Source organism: Sphingomonas hankookensis, assembly GCF_001619955.1.
Classification (GTDB): Bacteria; Pseudomonadota; Alphaproteobacteria; order Sphingomonadales; family Sphingomonadaceae; genus Sphingomonas; species Sphingomonas hankookensis_A.
Map to the genome: position 1 here is coordinate 103,332 of NZ_LQQO01000008.1, position 18,043 is coordinate 121,374.

General features: G+C 67.0%; 19 protein-coding genes. 11 read left to right on the plus strand and 8 right to left on the minus strand.

Annotation, left to right across the window (positions count from 1 at the left end; all coding sequences use genetic code 11):
* Nucleotides 1-14 precede the first annotated feature (14 nt).
* Entirely contained in the window at nt 15-836 is an 822-nt protein-coding gene (locus tag AVT10_RS06445) for a hypothetical protein (protein ID WP_157092696.1), read from the plus strand.
* 209 nt (nt 837-1,045) lie between these two features.
* Nucleotides 1,046-2,107 carry a hypothetical protein gene (locus tag AVT10_RS06450; RefSeq protein WP_157092697.1) on the plus strand — a complete coding sequence of 354 codons (1,062 nt, stop codon included), beginning with the start codon at nt 1,046-1,048 and terminating at the stop codon, nt 2,105-2,107.
* 215 nt (nt 2,108-2,322) lie between these two features.
* Here the strand turns inward: AVT10_RS06450 and AVT10_RS06455 are convergent, their stop codons facing one another.
* On the minus strand, nt 2,323-2,907 hold the full coding sequence (locus AVT10_RS06455) for a phosphatase PAP2 family protein (RefSeq protein ID WP_066689469.1): 585 nt from the start codon (nt 2,905-2,907) through the stop codon (nt 2,323-2,325).
* A gap of 70 nt (nt 2,908-2,977) precedes the next feature.
* Between AVT10_RS06455 and trmB the strand changes: the two genes are divergently transcribed.
* On the plus strand, nt 2,978-3,658 hold the full coding sequence (trmB, locus tag AVT10_RS06460) for a tRNA (guanosine(46)-N7)-methyltransferase TrmB (protein ID WP_066689470.1): 681 nt from the start codon (nt 2,978-2,980) through the stop codon (nt 3,656-3,658).
* Nucleotides 3,659-3,664: 6 nt separating this feature from the next.
* Here the strand turns inward: trmB and AVT10_RS18510 are convergent, their stop codons facing one another.
* The 3 genes from AVT10_RS18510 to AVT10_RS06470 are packed head-to-tail and all read right to left on the minus strand — an operon-like array spanning nt 3,665 to nt 5,854.
* Nucleotides 3,665-3,820, minus strand: coding sequence for a hypothetical protein (locus AVT10_RS18510; protein ID WP_164523833.1), 156 nt, complete (start codon nt 3,818-3,820; stop codon nt 3,665-3,667).
* Between the two features lie 52 nt (nt 3,821-3,872).
* Nucleotides 3,873-5,177 carry a nicotinate phosphoribosyltransferase gene (pncB, locus tag AVT10_RS06465; protein WP_066689471.1) on the minus strand — a complete coding sequence of 435 codons (1,305 nt, stop codon included), beginning with the start codon at nt 5,175-5,177 and terminating at the stop codon, nt 3,873-3,875.
* The gene (locus tag AVT10_RS06470) at nt 5,171-5,854 is read right to left on the minus strand and encodes an NUDIX hydrolase (protein WP_066689472.1); all 684 of its coding nucleotides are present in this window, start codon (nt 5,852-5,854) and stop codon (nt 5,171-5,173) included. Before AVT10_RS06470 ends, pncB begins: the two co-directional genes overlap by 7 nt.
* A gap of 55 nt (nt 5,855-5,909) precedes the next feature.
* On the opposite strand from AVT10_RS06470, the gene AVT10_RS06475 reads away from it, so the two are divergent.
* A complete protein-coding gene (locus AVT10_RS06475) occupies nt 5,910-6,494 on the plus strand; it encodes a cysteine hydrolase family protein (RefSeq protein WP_066689473.1) in 585 nt (194 codons plus the stop codon).
* A 106-nt stretch (nt 6,495-6,600) separates the two neighbouring features.
* A complete protein-coding gene (locus tag AVT10_RS06480) occupies nt 6,601-7,230 on the plus strand; it encodes a response regulator transcription factor (RefSeq protein WP_066689474.1) in 630 nt (209 codons plus the stop codon).
* 5 nt (nt 7,231-7,235) lie between these two features.
* Here AVT10_RS06480 and AVT10_RS06485 read toward each other — a convergent pair whose 3' ends face one another.
* Nucleotides 7,236-10,385, minus strand: a complete 3,150-nt coding sequence (locus AVT10_RS06485) for an ATP-binding protein (RefSeq protein ID WP_198158511.1) — start codon at nt 10,383-10,385, stop codon at nt 7,236-7,238.
* 163 nt (nt 10,386-10,548) lie between these two features.
* A complete protein-coding gene (locus AVT10_RS06490; protein WP_066689476.1) occupies nt 10,549-11,652 on the minus strand; it encodes a GNAT family N-acetyltransferase in 1,104 nt (367 codons plus the stop codon).
* Nucleotides 11,653-11,770: 118 nt separating this feature from the next.
* Here AVT10_RS06490 and AVT10_RS06495 point away from each other — a divergent pair, with 118 nt between their 5' ends.
* From AVT10_RS06495 to AVT10_RS06510, 4 genes are all read left to right on the plus strand, one after another.
* A complete protein-coding gene (locus AVT10_RS06495; protein ID WP_066689477.1) occupies nt 11,771-12,232 on the plus strand; it encodes a DUF2721 domain-containing protein in 462 nt (153 codons plus the stop codon).
* Nucleotides 12,229-12,630: a DUF4345 domain-containing protein gene (locus AVT10_RS06500; protein WP_066689478.1), complete on the plus strand. Its 402-nt coding sequence runs from the start codon at nt 12,229-12,231 to the stop codon at nt 12,628-12,630. The genes AVT10_RS06495 and AVT10_RS06500 overlap by 4 nt, the downstream gene beginning before the upstream one ends.
* A gap of 451 nt (nt 12,631-13,081) precedes the next feature.
* Nucleotides 13,082-14,980, plus strand: a complete 1,899-nt coding sequence (locus AVT10_RS06505) for a ribonucleoside-diphosphate reductase subunit alpha (RefSeq protein ID WP_066689479.1) — start codon at nt 13,082-13,084, stop codon at nt 14,978-14,980.
* A 140-nt stretch (nt 14,981-15,120) separates the two neighbouring features.
* Nucleotides 15,121-15,363 (plus strand): hypothetical protein, encoded by a 243-nt coding sequence (locus AVT10_RS06510; protein ID WP_066689480.1) that lies wholly within the window; start codon nt 15,121-15,123, stop codon nt 15,361-15,363.
* A gap of 89 nt (nt 15,364-15,452) precedes the next feature.
* On the opposite strand, the gene AVT10_RS06515 is transcribed toward AVT10_RS06510, so the two are convergent.
* Nucleotides 15,453-15,728 (minus strand): DUF2171 domain-containing protein, encoded by a 276-nt coding sequence (locus tag AVT10_RS06515; protein WP_066689481.1) that lies wholly within the window; start codon nt 15,726-15,728, stop codon nt 15,453-15,455.
* Nucleotides 15,729-15,781: 53 nt separating this feature from the next.
* Between AVT10_RS06515 and AVT10_RS06520 the strand changes: the two genes are divergently transcribed.
* The gene (locus tag AVT10_RS06520; RefSeq protein WP_066689482.1) at nt 15,782-15,982 is read left to right on the plus strand and encodes a hypothetical protein; all 201 of its coding nucleotides are present in this window, start codon (nt 15,782-15,784) and stop codon (nt 15,980-15,982) included.
* A gap of 133 nt (nt 15,983-16,115) precedes the next feature.
* On the plus strand, nt 16,116-17,165 hold the full coding sequence (locus AVT10_RS06525; RefSeq protein ID WP_066689483.1) for a ribonucleotide-diphosphate reductase subunit beta: 1,050 nt from the start codon (nt 16,116-16,118) through the stop codon (nt 17,163-17,165).
* A gap of 533 nt (nt 17,166-17,698) precedes the next feature.
* Here AVT10_RS06525 and AVT10_RS06530 read toward each other — a convergent pair.
* On the minus strand, nt 17,699-18,034 hold the full coding sequence (locus AVT10_RS06530) for an HNH endonuclease (protein ID WP_232307902.1): 336 nt from the start codon (nt 18,032-18,034) through the stop codon (nt 17,699-17,701).
* Nucleotides 18,035-18,043: the final 9 nt, after the last annotated feature.

Sequence of the window (18,043 nt, forward strand, 5' to 3'; positions counted from 1 at the left end):
CATGGGAGGACAGGATGCGAACCGCGACGGCACTCTTGGCGATGATCCTGGCCGCGCCGGCCGTGGCGCAGACCGCGCCCGCCCAAACCCTGTCGGCGGAGGAACGCGCGGCGCTGGACCGCACTACCGAACGCGGCCGCCTGCTCGCCGCCTATGATCGGGTCGCATGGCTCGGCACCGACGATGTGCAACGGCGCCTGCCCGACTGGCGGCAGAAGCTCGGCGGCTGGATCGTCGAGGGGCCGGCGACCGCACCGATCCTGACCTTCCACGACCGGTCGCAACCGCCCCGCGCGCTCTACACCGCGCGCCTGGTCGGCGGAAAGCTCGCCGATGCGAAGCTCGTCCCGGCCGACGCGGCGGCCCTGTCCCCGTCGCAGCTCAGCCTGATCGCCGCCCGCGACAGCGCGGCCAAGGCGATGGGCGCCGCCGCCCTGCGCCCCTGCGGCCCGGCCTTCAACACCGTGGTCGTTCCACCCGCCACCGCCAGCGACGTGACCGCAGTCTATTTCCTGTCCGCCCAGACCAAGGCCGACGACATGCCGATCGGCGGCCATTACCGCGTCGATGTCGCGCCCGACGGCCGTGCCACCGCGCCCCATGCCTTCTCAAAGGGCTGCATGACGCTGCCCCCGCCCTCCGCGAAGCAGCGCGTCGTCGGCGGCGTCGTATCCACCCTCACCGGGCCGCTCCCCAACGAAGCGCACAGCTTCGTCGTGGAGGCGTATCAACGGCGGCTGTTCGTCATCACGCCGCTCAGCGGTAATCGCATGTTTGCGCTTAAGCCCGGCGCTCCGGCCGTGCTCATCCCCTCACCCGCCACCAAAGCAAGATGAGCACCGAAGCCCGCCGCCTAGTTCGCAACCACCTACCCGTCACCCCGGGCTTGACCCGGGGTCCCGCTTCTTCATCCCCGGCCGGCGTACCGCGCGCACCCGCGCAAAAGCCGCCCCAGCGCCACAACCGCCTCGACATCCCACCCAAAAGTAGGAAAGGTTCGCCCACGACAGACGGCCCGACGAACGGCCGCCCAGGGGGGGATGACATGCGGATATGGATGGCTGCACTGGCAGCGGGGATGATTGTCGCGACACCGGTCGCCGCGCAGCAAAGCGGCACGGCGATCAACGCGAAGCCGGGCAAGCCCTATCGCTTCAAGCATAGCGGCATCACGACCCCCGCCCAGCTGGACGGCATCGCCCGCGTCGGCGTCCGGCAATTCGGCGATCAGGAACTCGACGTCTTCGCCAAATACGAAAATGGCGAGGACATGATTACCGTCTATGTCTATCGCTCGCTCACCGGCAGCGTGCCGGTGTGGTTCGACCGCGCCCGCGCCTCGGTCGAACAGCGCCGCGAATTGTTCGGCAACGTCGCGCCGGTCGTGCCCACCGCCTTCACGCCGCCGGGACAGTCGACCGTCAGCGGCCTGATGGCCGGCTGGACGTTGAACAAGCCGCCCTATCGCGGCACCGCGCTTGCCATCCTGCCGGTCGGCGAATGGCTGGTGAAGGTGCGCTACAGTTCCAGCAAGATGGACGGTGCGGCGGTCGCGGCGCGCATCCCGGCGATCCTCGACGCGCTCGCATGGCCGCGGACGATCCCCGCCGCGCCCGCCGCCGCACCCGTCGCGGCGTGCGCCACCCCGCTCGTCTTCGATGCCGCCGCAACCACGGTGACCGATCCCAAGGCGATTCAATCCGCCGCGCTCACCGGCGGCCTGATCGCGGCGGCGGCGGACGGCAAGGGCACGCCGCCTGCCACGGCGCCGCTCTGGTGCCGCGATCCGGCCCCCGCCCCGTTCGGCGCGGCCTATCGCGAAAATGCCGAACCGGAGGGCTATCTGCTCGCGATCAGCGACAGCGGACGCGGCATCGCGGTCCAACCCGATGTGATCGCGCGCGAACTGGGACAGGCGGAGGGCAAGCAGGTCCGCCAATGGTCGGTCGCCGGCTACGAACCCGGATCGGTTGCGACCCACACGCCGATGACCGGCCTGCCTTCGCCCGAAACGCTGATCGGCGTGCTCGACCGGCCCGTCCTCGCCAGGACGACGACCTGGGGCAAGAAGCGCGACGTCGCGGTGAACCCCGACGTGTTCAAATAGGGCGAAGCGCTTTCCTACACCGGACGGCGCTGCCATGCTCGCCGATGCCCTTTGACATCGTCGGCTCCCCTACGTCACCCCGGACTTGATCCGGGGTCCCGCTTCTCGCGTCACCCCGCGAGCGAAGTGTCAACTTCGGCGCAGAAAGTTACGCCCAACCCACTGTAAGAAAACAAAATATAGGCTGACAAAAATTCGACGCCCCGCAACCTTTGTCAACTTCCAGCCTCCGGCATCACCCTTGCGACGATCGCCTCCGCCGCCCAGCCGATGACCGCCCCGGCCACCACGTCGATCGGGAAATGCGTGCCTCGCGGCACCTGGATCGCGGCGATGGTTGCAGCGGCGGCATGGACCGGCACCGCCGCCTGCGGATATTCCCGCGCCACCGCCCGCGCCACCGCGACCGCCCCGGCGGTATGGCCGGACGGAAAGGAATTGTGCGGGCCTTCGTCATGGTCGCCGGGCTTCGGCCGATGCGCCTCGCGACTGGCGAACAGCTTGGGTCGCGCCCGGTCGACATTATGCTTGATCGCCGATTTGGCCAGCGTCGCGAGCCCATGCGCCATCAGCATCCGTATGCCCGTCCGCGTCAGCCGGGCGTCCTGCGCGATCAGCCCGGCGGCGATGGTGGACAGGTTGATCGCGACCATCGGCGGCTGGTCGGCCACCTCGCTCAGCGTGCCCGCGACCTTGACCACCGGATGATGCCGCAGCTCGGCGGCCACGCCATGGCCGAGGTCGATATCGGCATCGACCAGTTGCTTCGCCCCGCGCTTGGCTTTCTTCTTCTTGCCCATGGCCCTCCAACCCCCGGCCCGCGCGGAAGCTCCTTGTCGACACGCCGCCCGGGCGGGTAGGAGCGCCGCGATGAACGATCCCACCACCATTCGCCGCCTCTATGGCCGTCGTCAGGGCCACAAGCTGCGCCAGGGCCAGGCCGCGCTGGTCGAGGAACTGCTGCCGCAGGTCTCCGTCCCCGATACCGGACCGCTCGATTCGCATGTGCTGTTCGGCGACGACCGCCCGGTCGAGGTGGAGATCGGCTTCGGCGCGGGCGAACATCTCGCCGGACAGGCCGGTGCCCGCCCGCATCACGGCTTTGTCGGCTGCGAACCGTTCCTGAACGGAGTGGTCGGCGCGCTGAACCATATCCGCGACGACGAACTCGCCAATGTCCGCCTGCACATGGGCGACGCGCTGGAGGTGATCGAACGCTTCCCGGATGGCAGCCTCGAGCGCGTCTATCTGCTCCACCCCGATCCCTGGCCCAAGGCGCGCCATGCCAAGCGCCGCATGATGAACCATGGGCCCATGGACCTGATCGCACGCAAGCTGCGGCCGGGCGGCGAGTTCCGCCTCGGCACCGACGACCCGACCTATTGCCGCTGGGCGATGATGATCATGGACCAGCGCCGCGACTTCGTGTGGCAGGCACAAACCGCCGCCGACTTCCTGACCCGCCCCGCCGACTGGCCGGAAACCCGCTACGAACGCAAAGCCCGGCGGCAGGGCCACGAAGTCTGGTATTTCCGCTACGTCCGGGTCTGACGCCGCTCAGGTCAGCGCCGACTTGCGCGGCGGGTCGTCTTCGGCGGGCGTGTGCGGTTGCTCGCGGTCCAGCGTGTCGCTCGGGCGGCGGGCGTCGCCGTCGCGCTGGTGATCGACCGACAGGTTGGCATCGCCATCGGTCGGGGTCTTGGGATCGGGCATCGTCGCTCTCCTCGTTCCCTCAATGCCCGGGACGCGCGGGACGTTCCCCCCGCTATACCGCGACGGGGCTCGCCACCCGGCCGCCCTCGCCAAAGATGCGGAGGTAACGGGCGATATCTGACGGATCGCCGGTCGCCTTGGCCGGATTGTCCGACAGCTTGACCGCCGGACGCCCATTGGCGCTGATGACCTTGCATACCAGCGAGATCGGCTCCAGCCCCTCGCCCCCCAACGGGTCGCAGCCGCGGAAATCGTTGGTGAGGTTGGTGCCCCAGCCGAAGCTCATGCGCACGCGTCCGTGAAAATGTTGATAGGTCTTCAGGATGCTGTCGACGTCCATCCCGTCGGAAAAGATCAGCAGCTTGGACCGGGGATCGACGCCCTGTTCCTGCCACCAGCGCAATATCTGTTCGCCCCCCTCGATCGGTGGCATGCTGTCGGGGCGGAAGCCGGTCCAGTCCGCCAGCCAGTGTGGCGCGTTGCGCAGGAACGCGGTCGTCCCGAACGCATCGGGCAAGGCGATCAGCAGGTTGCCGCCATAATGCCGTCGCCATTCCTCCAGCACACGGTAGGGCGCGGCGGCGATCCCCGCATCGTCGTCGGACAGCGCCGCCTCCACCATCGGCAGTTCGTGCGCATTGGTGCCGATCGCCTCGACCCCCGCCTGCATCGCCAGCAGCACGTTGGAGGTGCCGACGAACCGGCTGCCCAGCCCCTCCTGCAACGCCTCGACGCACCAGCGCTGCCACAGGAAGCCGTGGCGCCGGCGGGTGCCGAAGTCCGACAGGACCAGATCGGGCAGCGTGCGCAGCCGCTCGACCTTGTCCCACAATCGCGCCTTCGCCCGGGCATAGGTCACGTCCAGCGCGAACCGGCCATGGTCGCGCAGCGCCGCCCGCGCGCGGAGTTCGTTCAGGATGGCAAGCGCCGGAATCTCCCACAGCGACGTTTCGGCCCAGGGACCGTCGAAATGCAGTTCATACTGGCCATCGCGCACCGACAGCTCATAGTCGGGCAGCCGAAACCGGCTGAGCCAGTCGATGAAACCCGGCGCGAACATCCGCTCGACGCCGTAGAAGCTGTTACCCGCCAGCCAGATCAGTTCCTGCTTGGAAAAACCGACCGTACGGGCATGGTCCAGCTGCGCGCGGAGTTCGCCTTCGTCGATGACCTCGGCCAACCGCACCGACTTGCTGCGATTGATCACGGCAAAGGTCGCGCGGACGTCCGGATGCACCTCGCGGATCATCTGCACCATCAGCAGCTTGTAGAAATCGGTGTCGAGCAGGCTGCGCACGACCGGGTCGAGCCGCCAGCCATGGTTCCATACCCGGGTCGCGATGTCGGTCATTACCATGGGGGGCCTTTTGGGATGTGGATATACAACTCGGCGGGGCGGAAGGCCCGTCCCGTTTCGAACGTTCCGGTCGGGTGGAGCACGCCGCGTTCCAGCATGCGGCGGCGGAAGGCGGGCTTGTTGAGGGGGCGGCCGAGCACCGCTTCGTGGACCGCCTGCAACTCGCGCAGAGTGAAGCGTTCGGGCAGCAGGGCAAAGGCGGCGTCGTCGATCGTGGCCCGCAACCGATCCAGCGTCAGCGCGACGATGCGATCATGGTCGAACGCCAGCCGCACGTCCCGCCGCCCCGCCGGATCGAGCGGCGCCCAGCATTGATCGTCGCGAAGCCGCACTGCCGCCATCCGCGCGGGATCGAGCAGGACACGGTAGGCGATGCTGATGATCCGCATCCGGGGATCGCGATCGACCGCGCCGAAGCAATGGACCTGTTCGGGCGAACCGCCGGACAAGCCGGCCTTGTCGTGCAGCACCCGCCCGGCCGCCGCCTCCAGCGATTCGTCGATGCCGACGAAACCCCCGGGAAGCGCCCAGTCGCCGGCGAAGGGCGGACGATCCCGCCGGGCCAGCAGGACGCCCAACGTGCCGTCGATCATCCCGAGCGCAACGCAGTCGACCGCTACCGATGGCCGATCATAGTCCGCCGGATCATAGCGATCGAGGAACCCCGCGTCTTCCATCCGCTTTACATATATCCGATTAGCGAATATGTAAAGCGGCAGGAGGACCGTTCCGATGCGTGATCTGATCATCGTGGTCGATACCCAGGCCGATTTCATGCTGCCCGATGGCGCCCTGCCCGTCCCCGGCGCAGAGGCGATCGTCGCACCGCTGGCCCGATGGCTTGCGCAACGAACCGAAGCGGATACGGCGGCGATCATCTTCACCTTCGACACGCATTATGCGGAAACCTATCCCGACAGTCCGGAAGCGAAGCTGTTCCCGATCCACTGCGTCAAGGGCACACCGGGGTGGCGCAACCTGCTCGACCCGCTGGCGGTGCCGGCGACGATCCCCTGCCGGACGCTGGAAAAGGGCGTGTTCGACATGTGGGCCGAAGACGGGCTGATGCTGCACGATCCGAGGAACGAACTGCCTCCCGTCCCGCGCGACACATTCTTCGCCGATCTGCGCGACCAAGGCGTCGGGCAGGCGATCGTCGTCGGCGTTGCGGCGGACTATTGCGTGCGCTGGGCGATCGACGGATTGGTCGATCGGGGATTTGCGGTGACCGTCCCGGCAGCACTGACGCGGGGCATCGATCGCCCGATCGAACAGGTACTTCGTGAAGATTTTGCAGGACGTCCGGTTGCGAACTAATGCATTCGGCGTACGGCCGTTACGGCAAGCCGTTGTTAGGGGCTGTTGCAATAGTGTAGGGTCACGCCCATCGCTGGTCGACCAGCACCCGGACAAGGGATTGTAAATGCCGCATATTCTGGTCGCAGACGATCATCCGATGTGCGCGACGGCGTTGGGAATGGCGGCGCGGGCGGTCGATCCGGGGATCACCAAGGACTGCGTGACGACCCTGGCGGAAGCCGAGGAACAGGTTCGGCGGACCGATTACGACCTGATCCTGCTCGACCTGATGCTGCCCGACGTACAGGGGTTCGCCGGTCTGGCGGTGTTGCGCGCGATCCGGCCGGCGGCGACCATCGCCATCGTTTCCGGTCGCGAGGAGCCGGCCGTCGTCGCCCAGGCACAGGCGCTGGGTGCGAAGGGTTTCATTCCGAAATCCTCGTCGATCGACCAGATGGTCGGCGCGATCCGCGCGTTGCTGGACGGGCAGAGCTGGCTGCCGGAGGGCATTGCGGAGACGTCGCTCAGCGACCACCGCGTCGACCTGGCCGAACGTGTCGGCACCCTTTCGATCGCGCAGCTTCGCGTGCTCCGCGCGATCGTGAACGGGCATCAGAACAAGCAGATCGCCTATGACCTGCAACTGGCCGAACCGACGGTGAAATCGCACCTGTCGGCGATCTTTCGCAAACTGGGCGTCAGCAACCGGACGCAGGCGGTACTGGCGCTACAGGCGTTCGACGCGGAGAACTGATCCGTTCAGGCCGCCTCCTCCATGGCGGCGCGGGCGGCGTTGATCACGTCGCGCGCGCAATCGTCGATCCGTTCCATCAGCCGCGGATCGACCGTAGCATCGTCGTCGATCTTCTCGATCTCCGCCAGCGCGGCGATCAGCGGCGCCGCCCCCATGCTGGCCGCTGCCCCCTGAAAGGCATGCGCCTCCCGCCGGGCAAGGTTGTTGCGGCCATGGGCGAGCAACGTGCGCAACCGGTCCGGTACGCGGCGGGCATCCTCGATCAGCAACGACAGCAACGTGTTGCGCTGTTCCGCGCCCAGCACGTCGGTCAGCGCGCGGATACGCTGCGGATCGATCGGGCGGGCATCGGGTGTCCCGGCCGACGGTCGGCCGGGCGCGGCGGCCCGGTGATTGAGCAAGGTGCTGAGCTGCGCCATGTCGACCGGCTTGGTCAGCACGCCGTTCATGCCCGCCTGCGCAATGTCGGCGCGGCGTTCGGTCGACAGGTCGGCGGTGATCGCATGGATCGGGACGGTGGCCCCCGCCCCGCCCCATGCCCGGATCGCACGCGTCGCGGCCAGCCCGTCCATTACCGGCATCTGCACGTCCATCAGCACCAGGTCCACCGGATTGCCGACCGGCGCGGTGACATATTCGACCGCGCGCGCGCCGTTTTCGACCGAGACGACATGGTGCCCCAGTCGCCGGACGATTTCGGCCAGCAGATAGCGGTTGATGTCATTGTCCTCGACGACCAGCACCGTCATCGCATTGGTGGCCGCCGGCACCGACGACGCGCCGCCGTCGATCGACGCGCGGTCCGCATCGTCCGTCGTCGCCGTTGCCGGGGGCAGCGGAATGTCGAACCAGAAGCGTGATCCGGCGCCCGGCGCGCTGGCGACCTGAATCGCGCCCTGCATCGATTCGACCAGCATCCGGCTGATGCTGAGGCCGAGCCCGGTGCCGCCATAGCTGCGCGTCGTCGACGCATCGGCCTGTACGAACGGTTCGAAGATCGCGTCGAGGCGGTCGCCGCGGATGCCGACCCCGGTATCGGTGACCTGGAACCGCCAGCGGTCCCCGCCCTCGCGCGTGGCGGAAATGGCGATCGTTCCGGTGCGCGTGAACTTCACGGCATTGCCGACCAGATTGGTCAACACCCGCTGCAATCGCGCCGGATCGCCGATCACCCGGCCGGGGGCAGCGTCCAGCTCGATCGAGAGGGCATGTCGGCGCGCTTCGGCCGCGAAGAGTTCGGCGACGGTCTGCAACAGCTGACGGGGTTCGAAGGCGATCGCCTCCGGACTGCCATGCCCGCCCTCCAGCTTGGAGAAGGTCAGCACGTCGTCGACGATCGCCGACAGCGAGCGTCCGGCGGTTTCCAGCGAATCGAGATGCCGCATCCGTTCGGTGCGATCCGGCGTGTCGCGCAGCAGCTGGACCGCGGCGAGGATCGAGGTCAGCGGCGTCCGGATTTCATGGCTGATCGTAGCGGTGAAGGTTTCCTTCGCGGCCAGCGCCCGCTCCGCCTCCTCGCGCGCGGCGCGCAGGTCGGTGATCGCCGCGACATGTTCGGTAATGTCCTGGAACACGCCGAACAGCCCGACGATCCCCGCACCCGGCGCGGTTTCGGCTTGGCCACGCGACCGGACCCAGCGAATCTCCCCGTCCGCCCGGACGATGCGGGCATCGAATTCGAACGAACCGCCCTGCCCGATCGCCATGCCGATGCGGCTGCGTACCTTCACCCGGTCGTCGGGATGATAATGGTGGATCGCGCTGGCGATGCCGGGCTCCGGCGGCCCGTCCAGCCCGTGGATGCGAAAGACCTCGGGCGACCAGAACAGGCGCCAGTCGGCGAGGTTCAGCCGCCAATGGCCGATCCCGGCGGCACTTTCCGCCATCGCGAGCAAGCGCTGCTGTTCCTCCAGCTCATCGAACGAGGTGACGGCCCCGCCCTCGGCCGCGCGGCGCTCGGCAATGTCGCGGATCGAGCCGATCACCTCGGCACGCGCGGGATCGTCGCCGACCATCCGGAACGCGCCTTCCAGCCACAGATAATGGCCGTCGCGATGCAGCATGCGATAGCGGACGACGACGCTGGGCCCGGCCGGTTTCAGTCCCTCCAGCGCCCGCTGCACCCGGTCGCGGTCGTCCGGGTGGATCAGCTGGAACGGGCTCTGCCCCAGCAGTTGATCGGGCGGGTAGCCGAGCAGCTGTTGCGACCCCGACGACGCGTAACGGCGCAGGCCATCCGGCCCCAGGCGGATGATCAGGTCGGTCGAATGATCGGCCGGCAGCCGCAGATGCCGTTCATTCTCGCGGATTTCGGTGAGCGCGAGCCATTGTTCGTACACCAGCGCGGCGACGGGAAAGGCGGTCAGGGTAAACGCGGCGATGAAGAGCTGAAGATAGAGGATGCGGTCCGGTGCGGGCACCAGCAGCCGGGCGATCGGCCCGACCCCCTGCAACGTGCAGACGATCGCGATACTGCTGATCGCGATGGTCGATGCCGCCGCGCCGGCAAAGCGATACAGCAGCGCCGCGAACACACCACAGGGCAGCAGCAGGAACAGCACCGGATAGGTGTTGACGGTGAACAACAGCCCGGCGAGCCCGATGGTGACCGCCATTACCAGCACGATCGGCAACGACAGGATGCCGATCTCCTCCGACAGCCCCTGTCGCGTCGCCTTGAGCGCGGGCAGCAGCACGATCAGCCCCATGGCATTGGCCGCGAACCAGCGGATCACGTCGCGGGTCTCGACGGCGCCGGACAGGAGCAGCCGGAAATGCACGAACAGCGCTGTGACCAGGACCGCGCCGGCCAGCGCGATCAGGACGATGGTGACATAACCGCGCAACAGGCGCGGATCGGGATGGGCCACGCGTATCGCCGATGCGACGGCGGTGATACCGATCAGGTCGATCGCGCCATAGCCCATGATCGAGGCCGTGTCGGAATAATGGCACGCATTGGCAGTCACCAGCGCCACGCCGGTGACGGCCAGCAGCAAAGGCCAATGCCGCCGGGAATAGCGGATCAATATCGCGACCGCGATCGGATTCGCCACCCACATCAGTTCGGTGCCGCCGAACCATTGCCCGCCGCACAGCATCACGACCGCGAGGAAGTAGATCAGCAGGCCATAGCCGAGGATGCGCGGAACCATCCGCAGCGCATGGAGCGGTCGAACGGCGGGGACCGCCCCGGCGTGCGGCCGGGGCGTGATGGCGTCGGATGGTCCTGATTCGCCGGTCATGCGCAATGCTACTCAGGATCGCAGCGGGGGTCGATGCGGAGCGGCCCCATGCGATGCCGGACGGACGGCGGCGTCAACCGTCGCCCTCGCCCTCCGCATCGGCGACTGTCCGGTGCCCGCTGCCCGCCCAGCGCCGGGCGAACAGCCGCCCGAGCAGTGCCGGCAGGCCGGGGGGCAGGAAGAGCCAGTCGCGGATCGCCGGGCCGCGATCGGCACCGATGGTCCGCTTGTACCCGCTGTCGCCCGCGCCCCAGTCCACCCGGGTGATGCCGTCGGCCAGCGCGCGGACGAGGTTGCGGTAATAGAGCAGCCGTCCGGGCGAGTGCTTGGCGACGCGGGTGTCATAGCTGTTGGCGATCGCATATTTCAGCGTGCCGGCATTGAGGTCGAACGAGAATGCCACGGGTTCGCCGTCGATGCGCAGCAGCGCCGCCCAGAGCATGTCGGCCAAGACCGGATCGGCGACCAGCCGCCGCCAGAACCGGCCATGCCCACCGGTGGTGAACTTCGCATCCCGGCCATCGGTGCGCGTCGCGATCCAGCTCGCATCTTCGACGGCGGCGAGGGCATCGAAGGCGTCGAGCGTCCAGTCCGCGCCGGAGATGAAGGACCAGTCCGGCGTGCCGTGCGACGCCAGATGCTTTTCGTTGAACCGGTTCTTGCGCAGCGTCGAATTGCGTGGCCACGCACCGTCCGCCTGCTGTGCCGCCATGTCGAGCAGATAGCTGTCGGCGATGAAGCGCGGCAGGGCGCGCCAGCCCTTCGCCGCGGCGGCATCCTGCAATCCGGCGAGCAGGGGATCGTCGTCATAGACCGGGCCGAGCCGGAAGCCGCGCGTCGCCCGCCGTGCCCCGTCCAGCAGCGCGGCGAAGTCGGCGGCGTCCGCATCGGCCGCGACCGGGCCGCTGCGAAACGGCCAGTAGCAGCCCGGAACCTGTCCCAGTCCGACCGGCTTCGGGCCCAGCCCGACCAGCGGCAGCGCGATGACCGGGCGGCCGTCGCGTTCGACCACCAGCGTGCGGGCATCGCCGCCATAGCTTTCGACTGCCGCGACATACCATTGCCGGCGCAGGAAGCGGTGGGTTTCGGCGGCCTGGGCGGCGACCGTGTCGACCGCTTCGGCGATACCGTCGGCGACGCGGGTGTTCGGGGCATTGGCGGTGGCGGGCAACAGCATGGAAAGGGCAATGCCACGAACCTCTTACGATCCGGTAGCCGTAACCTGCGCGCATTTTGGACCATAGTGCGGATCTCGCGGCCTTGCCGCCATCGGAGGGGCGAGGCATACCGCCCCGGTGGAATTCGAACCCGTCCTGTCGACCGTCGCCAAGACGATCCAGACCGCCATCGCGCCGGTCTTCCTGCTCGCCGGGATCGGCGCGATCCTGAACGTCATGGTCGGGCGCCTGGCGCGGATCGTCGACCGGGCGCGCGACCTCGAAAAGCTGCATCCTAGCTCGACCGGCCCCGAACATGCCCGCCACGTGTTCGAACTGCGCCTGCTCGACCGGCGGATCCGCATCATCAACAATGCGGTGTTCCTGGTCGTGCTGTCGGCGGTCGCCAACTGTACCGTGGTCGCGATGCTGTTCATCGCCGAACTGCTCGACCTCGGCCTCGGCAAGGCGGTGGCGATCAGTTTCGTCCTGTCGATGGTGCTGCTGATCGGCGGACTGGTGTGGTTCCTGTTCGAAGTGCGCCTGTCGGTCCATGCGATCCGGGTGCGCGCCGAACTGCTGGAGCGCGAGCGGACGTGACGCCGGCGCGTGAGCGCACGCTGTTGCAGGCGGCGGTCGCGCTGGTATGCATCGTGCCGTTCGGCGCGTCGCTGACCGGCATCCTGCTTGGTGCCGCATGGCTGCAACCGGCACCCGCCACCGATCTGGATAGCCATTTCCGATACCTGTCCGGCCTGTTCCTCGGCATGGGGATCGCCTTCGCCAGCTGCGTGCCCGGCATCGAGCGCAAGACGGCACGGTTCCGGCTGTTGGGGATGATGGTCGTGCTGGGTGGGCTGGCACGGCTCTGGTCGCTCGTCATCCTTGGCCCGCCATCGACGGGCCATGCGGTCGGGCTGTGCATCGAGCTGATCGTCGTGCCGCTGCTGCTGGCTTGGCAGGCGCGCGTGGCGAGACGGCTCCGCTTGCCTGGTTGACCGCACCGCTTGGGGGAGCGGACCCGCCGGTGGCTGATGGCGCCGCGCCCTCTTCGGTGACATGGCCCGGAGCGTCCAGCCGACTCGTGGCACGGCGTCATCCCCGGCATCACCAGCGGTCCGGCTTTGCACGCCATGTCGCATCGAAAAAATAGCGTGCATGCCCCATTTGCCACTTGCATTTCGGGGAAGCGGCAGAGGTCCGCGCGTCGCGGCATGACGGCGTTCGGCCAAGCCCCGGTTCCGCGCCGACCGTAAAAATTTAGCCGCTTGCGCGTCCGCCAATTTCCTACAATTAGTAGTGCCCATGGCGGGACAACCGCTACACATGGTATTCAGTCGACCGGAGCCGGTGACGCTACTTTCGCGTTGCCGGGTGCCGTTCGGACCAGCGACAAGCCGATTTTTGGGGGCGACATGACGCCCCGGCCGAACACAGGAAAGCGGGACGATGACCTTTCAGGATAGTCAGGACGCCCAGATGAACGAACTGCAATTCGCCGATCCGGCACCCGCCGCCCCGGCCCCCGAGCGCAACAGCCGCACGGTCGACGCGCTGCTCCACGCGGTCGAGGTCGATCATTCGCGCGACGCGCTGCTGACCGATTTCGGCAAGGATACGCTGAAGGACCGCTACCTGCTGCCCGGCGAATCGTACCAGGACCTGTTCGTGCGCGTGGCGTCGGCCTATGCCGATGATGCCGAGCATGCCCAGCGGCTGTACGACTATATCTCGAAGCTTTGGTTCATGCCCGCCACGCCGGTCCTGTCGAACGGCGGCACCGGGCGCGGCCTGCCGATCAGCTGCTATCTGAACTCGGTCCCCGACAGCCTGGAAGGCATTGTCGAGACGTGGAACGAGAATGTGTGGCTGGCGTCGCGCGGCGGCGGCATCGGCACCTATTGGGGCAGCGTGCGTGGCATCGGTGAGCCGGTCGGGCTGAACGGCAAGACCAGCGGCATCATCCCGTTCGTCCGCGTGATGGATTCGCTGACGCTCGCCATTTCGCAGGGGTCGCTACGGCGTGGGTCGGCGGCCTGCTATCTCGACATCAGCCATCCGGAGATCGAGGAGTTCCTCGAAATCCGTAAGCCCAGCGGCGACTTCAACCGCAAGGCGCTGAACCTGCACCATGGCGTGCTGATCCCCGACGCGTTCATGGAAGCGGTGCGCGACGGTGCCGAATGGGAGCTGAAAAGCCCCAAGGACGGGTCGGTCCGTGGCAAGGTCGATGCGCGTTCGCTGTTCCAGAAGCTGGTCGAGACCCGCCTGGCGACCGGCGAGCCGTACATCGTGTTCAGCGACCATGTGAACAACACGATGCCGAAGCACCACCGCGATCTGGGCCTGAAGGTCTCCACGTCGAACCTGTGCAGCGAGATCACGCTGCCGACCGGCAAGGATCACCTCGGCAACGACCGCACCGCGGTGTGCTGCCTGTCGTCGCTGAACCTCGAAACCTGGGACGAATGGAACGGCGACAAGCGCTTCATCGAGGACGTGATGCGCTTCCTCGATAACGTCCTGACCGACTATATCGAGCGTGCGCCCGACGAAATGGCCCGCGCGCGCTATTCGGCGAGCCGCGAGCGGTCGGTCGGGCTGGGCGTGATGGGCTTCCACTCGTTCCTGCAGGCGCGCGGGCTGCCGTTCGAAGGGGCGATGGCGAAGGCGTGGAATCTGAAGATCTTCCGCCACGTCAATGCGCAGGTGAACGAGGCGTCGATGCACCTCGCCAACGAGCGTGGCCCCTGCCCCGACGCGGCCGACATGGGCGTGATGGAGCGGTTCAGCTGCAAGATGGCGATCGCGCCGACCGCGTCGATCAGCATCATCTGCGGCGGGACGAGCGCGTGCATCGAACCGATCCCCGCCAACATCTATACCCACAAGACGCTGTCGGGTTCGTGGTCGGTCAAGAACCCCTATCTCGAAAAGCTGCTGATCGCGAAGTCGAAGAACAGCGACGCGGTGTGGAACTCGATCCTCGAGCGCGGCGGATCGGTCCAGCATCTCGACTTCCTCAGCCAAGAAGAGAAGGACACGTACAAGACCAGCTTCGAGATCGACCAGCGCTGGCTGCTCGAGCTGGCAGGCGACCGTGCACCGTTCATCGATCAGGCGCAGTCGCTGAACCTGTTCATCCCCGCCGATGTCGAGAAGTGGGACCTGCTGATGCTCCACTATCGTGCGTGGGAGCTGGGCATCAAATCGCTCTATTACCTGCGGTCGAAGTCGGTGCAGCGCGCGGGGTTCGCCGGCGGGGTCGAGGCGGACAATACGTCGGAGCTGGCCAAGTTCGATCTGGGCGAGAGCACGGATTATGACGAGTGCCTGGCCTGTCAATAAGCGGGCGGCTTCGATTTGCGTGAGCAAATCGAACACTCGCCACGGCGGACAGCGGGGCGGCACAGCCGCCCCGTCTGACGGCGTGGCGGTACAGGATGCCACCGACCTTCCGAACCACGATCGACCAAGAGGAGCTACCGATGCCGATCCTGCTGTTCTTTGTGTTCGCCGTAATCCTTGGCCCGGTATTGGCATGGATGTACGCGCAGCCAAAGCAGGTCGAGGCGTTCGAGGCGCGTCGTCGCAAGATACTGGCGAGCGGGGGCAAGGACCCGATCAACGAACCGTTCGGCGCGCATCGCCCGTTCAAGACGAATGCGCTCTGGTTCGGCGGCATCGCCGGCATCGGCGGCGCGTTGATGGCATGGCTGCTGGGGGCGTGACGCCCGGCGTTGCCGCCGGATGCGGAGCGTTCGGTCGGCATCCGGCGGAACGGGTGGCGGCGCGCAGCCAGGCCGCGCGCCGCACGGCATCAGATCGCGCTGCCGTCCTCTTCGGTTTCGAAGGTCACCGCGACATCGGCGTTGGCGGACAGGCGGACGGTGTCGCCCTCGACCTCGGCGACGAGGCCGCCGTCGATATAATGGTGGTGGCCGGCATGGCTCGGTTCGGCGCCTTCGACCTCGGCACCGCTGTCCTTCTTGGTCAGCTTGATCCGGTCGCCTTCGACGCGGTCGACCGTGCCGACATGGACGCCGTCGGCGCCGATGACTTCGGCATGTTCCTTGATGTTGCTGAGATCGGCCATGATATTCCTCCGTTGGGGGCGGCGGTGAAACGCACGTCCGCGCCGTTGGTCGCATGACCGCGAACGTCCTCATCATGTTGTCGGTCGCGCTGGTATCGGGCGGGGTCGGGCTGTGGCTGCTGTTGCGTTTGAAGTCGCGCGCGACACAGCAGAGCCGCTATGCCCATGGCATGACGGGGATGATGGCGCTGGCGCTCGGCATCATCCTGACGATCTTCGGCATCGCGCAATGGTCGTGGAGCAGCGCGCCATGAACCGACCCGACCGTACCCCCGCGGAGGCGGGGGTCCAGAGCCGCAAGCGACGACGTTCGCGACCCTAGGCTCCCGCCTGCGCGGGAGCACCACAGAATTTCAAGACAAACCCAAGTTTCCCCGGAGTAACCCCATGTCGCTCACCGAAGCCCGCAAGCAGTACAAGCCGTTCGAATACCCCTGGGCGTTCGATTTCTGGAAGCGCCAGCAGCAGATCCACTGGATGCCCGAAGAGGTGCCGCTGGGCGAGGATTGCCGCGACTGGGCGCAGAAGCTGACCCCGCACGAGCGCAACTTGCTGACCCAGATCTTCCGCTTCTTCACCCAGGCGGACGTCGAGGTGCAGGACTGCTACCACGAAAAATATGGCCGCATCTTCAAGCCGACCGAGATCAAGATGATGCTCGCCGCCTTCTCCAACATGGAGACGGTGCACATCGCGGCGTACAGCCATCTGCTCGACACGATCGGCATGCCCGAGAGCGAATATGGCGCCTTCCTCGAATATAGCGAGATGAAGGACAAGCACGACTATCTGCAGAATTTCGGGGTCGATACCGACGAGGACATTGCCAAGACGCTGGCGATGTTCGGCGGCTTTACCGAAGGATTGCAGCTGTTCGCGTCGTTCGCGATGCTGATGAACTTCCCGCGCTTCAACAAGATGAAGGGCATGGGGCAGATCGTGTCGTGGTCGGTCCGCGACGAGAGCCTGCACTGCGAGGGCATCATCAAGCTGTTCCACGCCTTCTGCAAGGAACGCGACTGCATGACGCGTGCGGTGCGCGACGACATTGCCGACATGTGCCAGACGACGGTGCGGCTGGAGGATAATTTCATCGATCTCGCCTTTGAAATGGGGCCGGTCCACGGGATGACCGCGAAGGAGATCAAGAAGTACATCCGCTACATCGCCGACTGGCGGCTGGGGCAGCTGGGCATGAAGCCGATCTACCTGATCGACGAACACCCCCTGCCGTGGCTGGCACCGCTGCTGAACGGTGTCGAGCACGCCAACTTCTTCGAACAGCGCGCGACGGAGTATTCGAAGGCGGCGACGCGCGGCAATTGGAACGAGGTCTGGGACGGCTTCGACAAGCGCCAGAAGGCCAAGGTCGCGGCGCCGGCGAATGAGGAAGCGACCGGCATGGGTGATATGTTCGGGGGCGTGGCGGCAGAGTAAGCTGCGCCGGGGCCGCGCCGGGCAAGGGGCAGCGAACGCTGCCCCGAGCCTCAAGGCGCGGCCGGCCGGCGGCGCCGAAAGCGCCGTCCGACGGCATGGGCTTTGCCCATGCCGGCCGCCCAAAGTTCACTAAGTTCACACTCGCCACGCTGTTTGCGCTGTCGCATGATCCTTGGCGTCACGGTGCCCTGACGGGGCTCCCCAGAGCCATTCGACGGCATGCGCCCTGCCCGTATCCGCCGTCCAAAGTTCACTAAGTTCACACTCGTACGCTATTTGCGCGTGGTGCGGTTCTACCTGTCAAAGAGCCGGGGTCGCGACGACCCGGCAGCACGATGGCAAAGGGCGGACGTGTAGGACAGGGGGAAGCCGCAGGTGCTGCCCCCCTCTCCGTCATTCCCGCGTAGGCGGGAATCCATAGCCGCCGGCGGTCATGCTAGAGGCGCAAACGTTGCGTATATGGATCCCCGCCTGCGCGGGGATGACGAACGCTAGTAGCTGTAAGTCCCGAACTTCGGCCGATACAATGCTCCCTACCGCCGCCGCCGGACCGGCACGCGGAAGTCGGCGGGTTTGTCAGCGACCCATTTCACGAATTTCGCGACCGCCGGGACGGCCCGCAGCGCGTCGATGTCGGCGAGCGGGCCGGCGAGTTCGGCGTTGGTGGCGCTGGCGTGGATGGTGCGGTGGCAGATCGGGTGGACCGGCACCGTCTCGCGCCCGCCTTCGCTTTTGGGCACGCGATGGTGCCATTCGACCTGGCTACCGATCGGTCGGTCGCAGAGTGCGCAGGCGAGCGGCGCTTCGGTGCGGGCGGCAAGCGCCTCCGCCGCCGCCAGTCCCGCCTTGCGTTTTACCCGTCCCGCCATGGCGAACAA

What these genes read in the sequence shown, in the direction of transcription:
- AVT10_RS06445 (WP_157092696.1), top strand. Translation starts at nt 15, where the DNA reads ATGCGAACCGCGACGGCACTCTTGGCGATGATCCTGGCCGCGCCGGCC.
- AVT10_RS06450 (WP_157092697.1), top strand. Translation starts at nt 1,046, where the DNA reads ATGCGGATATGGATGGCTGCACTGGCAGCGGGGATGATTGTCGCGACA.
- AVT10_RS06455 (WP_066689469.1), bottom strand. Translation starts at nt 2,907, where the DNA reads ATGGGCAAGAAGAAGAAAGCCAAGCGCGGGGCGAAGCAACTGGTCGAT.
- trmB (WP_066689470.1), top strand. Translation starts at nt 2,978, where the DNA reads ATGAACGATCCCACCACCATTCGCCGCCTCTATGGCCGTCGTCAGGGC.
- AVT10_RS18510 (WP_164523833.1), bottom strand. Translation starts at nt 3,820, where the DNA reads ATGCCCGATCCCAAGACCCCGACCGATGGCGATGCCAACCTGTCGGTC.
- pncB (WP_066689471.1), bottom strand. Translation starts at nt 5,177, where the DNA reads ATGGTAATGACCGACATCGCGACCCGGGTATGGAACCATGGCTGGCGG.
- AVT10_RS06470 (WP_066689472.1), bottom strand. Translation starts at nt 5,854, where the DNA reads ATGGAAGACGCGGGGTTCCTCGATCGCTATGATCCGGCGGACTATGAT.
- AVT10_RS06475 (WP_066689473.1), top strand. Translation starts at nt 5,910, where the DNA reads ATGCGTGATCTGATCATCGTGGTCGATACCCAGGCCGATTTCATGCTG.
- AVT10_RS06480 (WP_066689474.1), top strand. Translation starts at nt 6,601, where the DNA reads ATGCCGCATATTCTGGTCGCAGACGATCATCCGATGTGCGCGACGGCG.
- AVT10_RS06485 (WP_198158511.1), bottom strand. Translation starts at nt 10,385, where the DNA reads ATGGTTCCGCGCATCCTCGGCTATGGCCTGCTGATCTACTTCCTCGCG.
- AVT10_RS06490 (WP_066689476.1), bottom strand. Translation starts at nt 11,652, where the DNA reads ATGCTGTTGCCCGCCACCGCCAATGCCCCGAACACCCGCGTCGCCGAC.
- AVT10_RS06505 (WP_066689479.1), top strand. Translation starts at nt 13,082, where the DNA reads ATGACCTTTCAGGATAGTCAGGACGCCCAGATGAACGAACTGCAATTC.
- AVT10_RS06510 (WP_066689480.1), top strand. Translation starts at nt 15,121, where the DNA reads ATGCCGATCCTGCTGTTCTTTGTGTTCGCCGTAATCCTTGGCCCGGTA.
- AVT10_RS06515 (WP_066689481.1), bottom strand. Translation starts at nt 15,728, where the DNA reads ATGGCCGATCTCAGCAACATCAAGGAACATGCCGAAGTCATCGGCGCC.
- AVT10_RS06520 (WP_066689482.1), top strand. Translation starts at nt 15,782, where the DNA reads ATGACCGCGAACGTCCTCATCATGTTGTCGGTCGCGCTGGTATCGGGC.
- AVT10_RS06525 (WP_066689483.1), top strand. Translation starts at nt 16,116, where the DNA reads ATGTCGCTCACCGAAGCCCGCAAGCAGTACAAGCCGTTCGAATACCCC.
- AVT10_RS06530 (WP_232307902.1), bottom strand. Translation starts at nt 18,034, where the DNA reads ATGGCGGGACGGGTAAAACGCAAGGCGGGACTGGCGGCGGCGGAGGCG.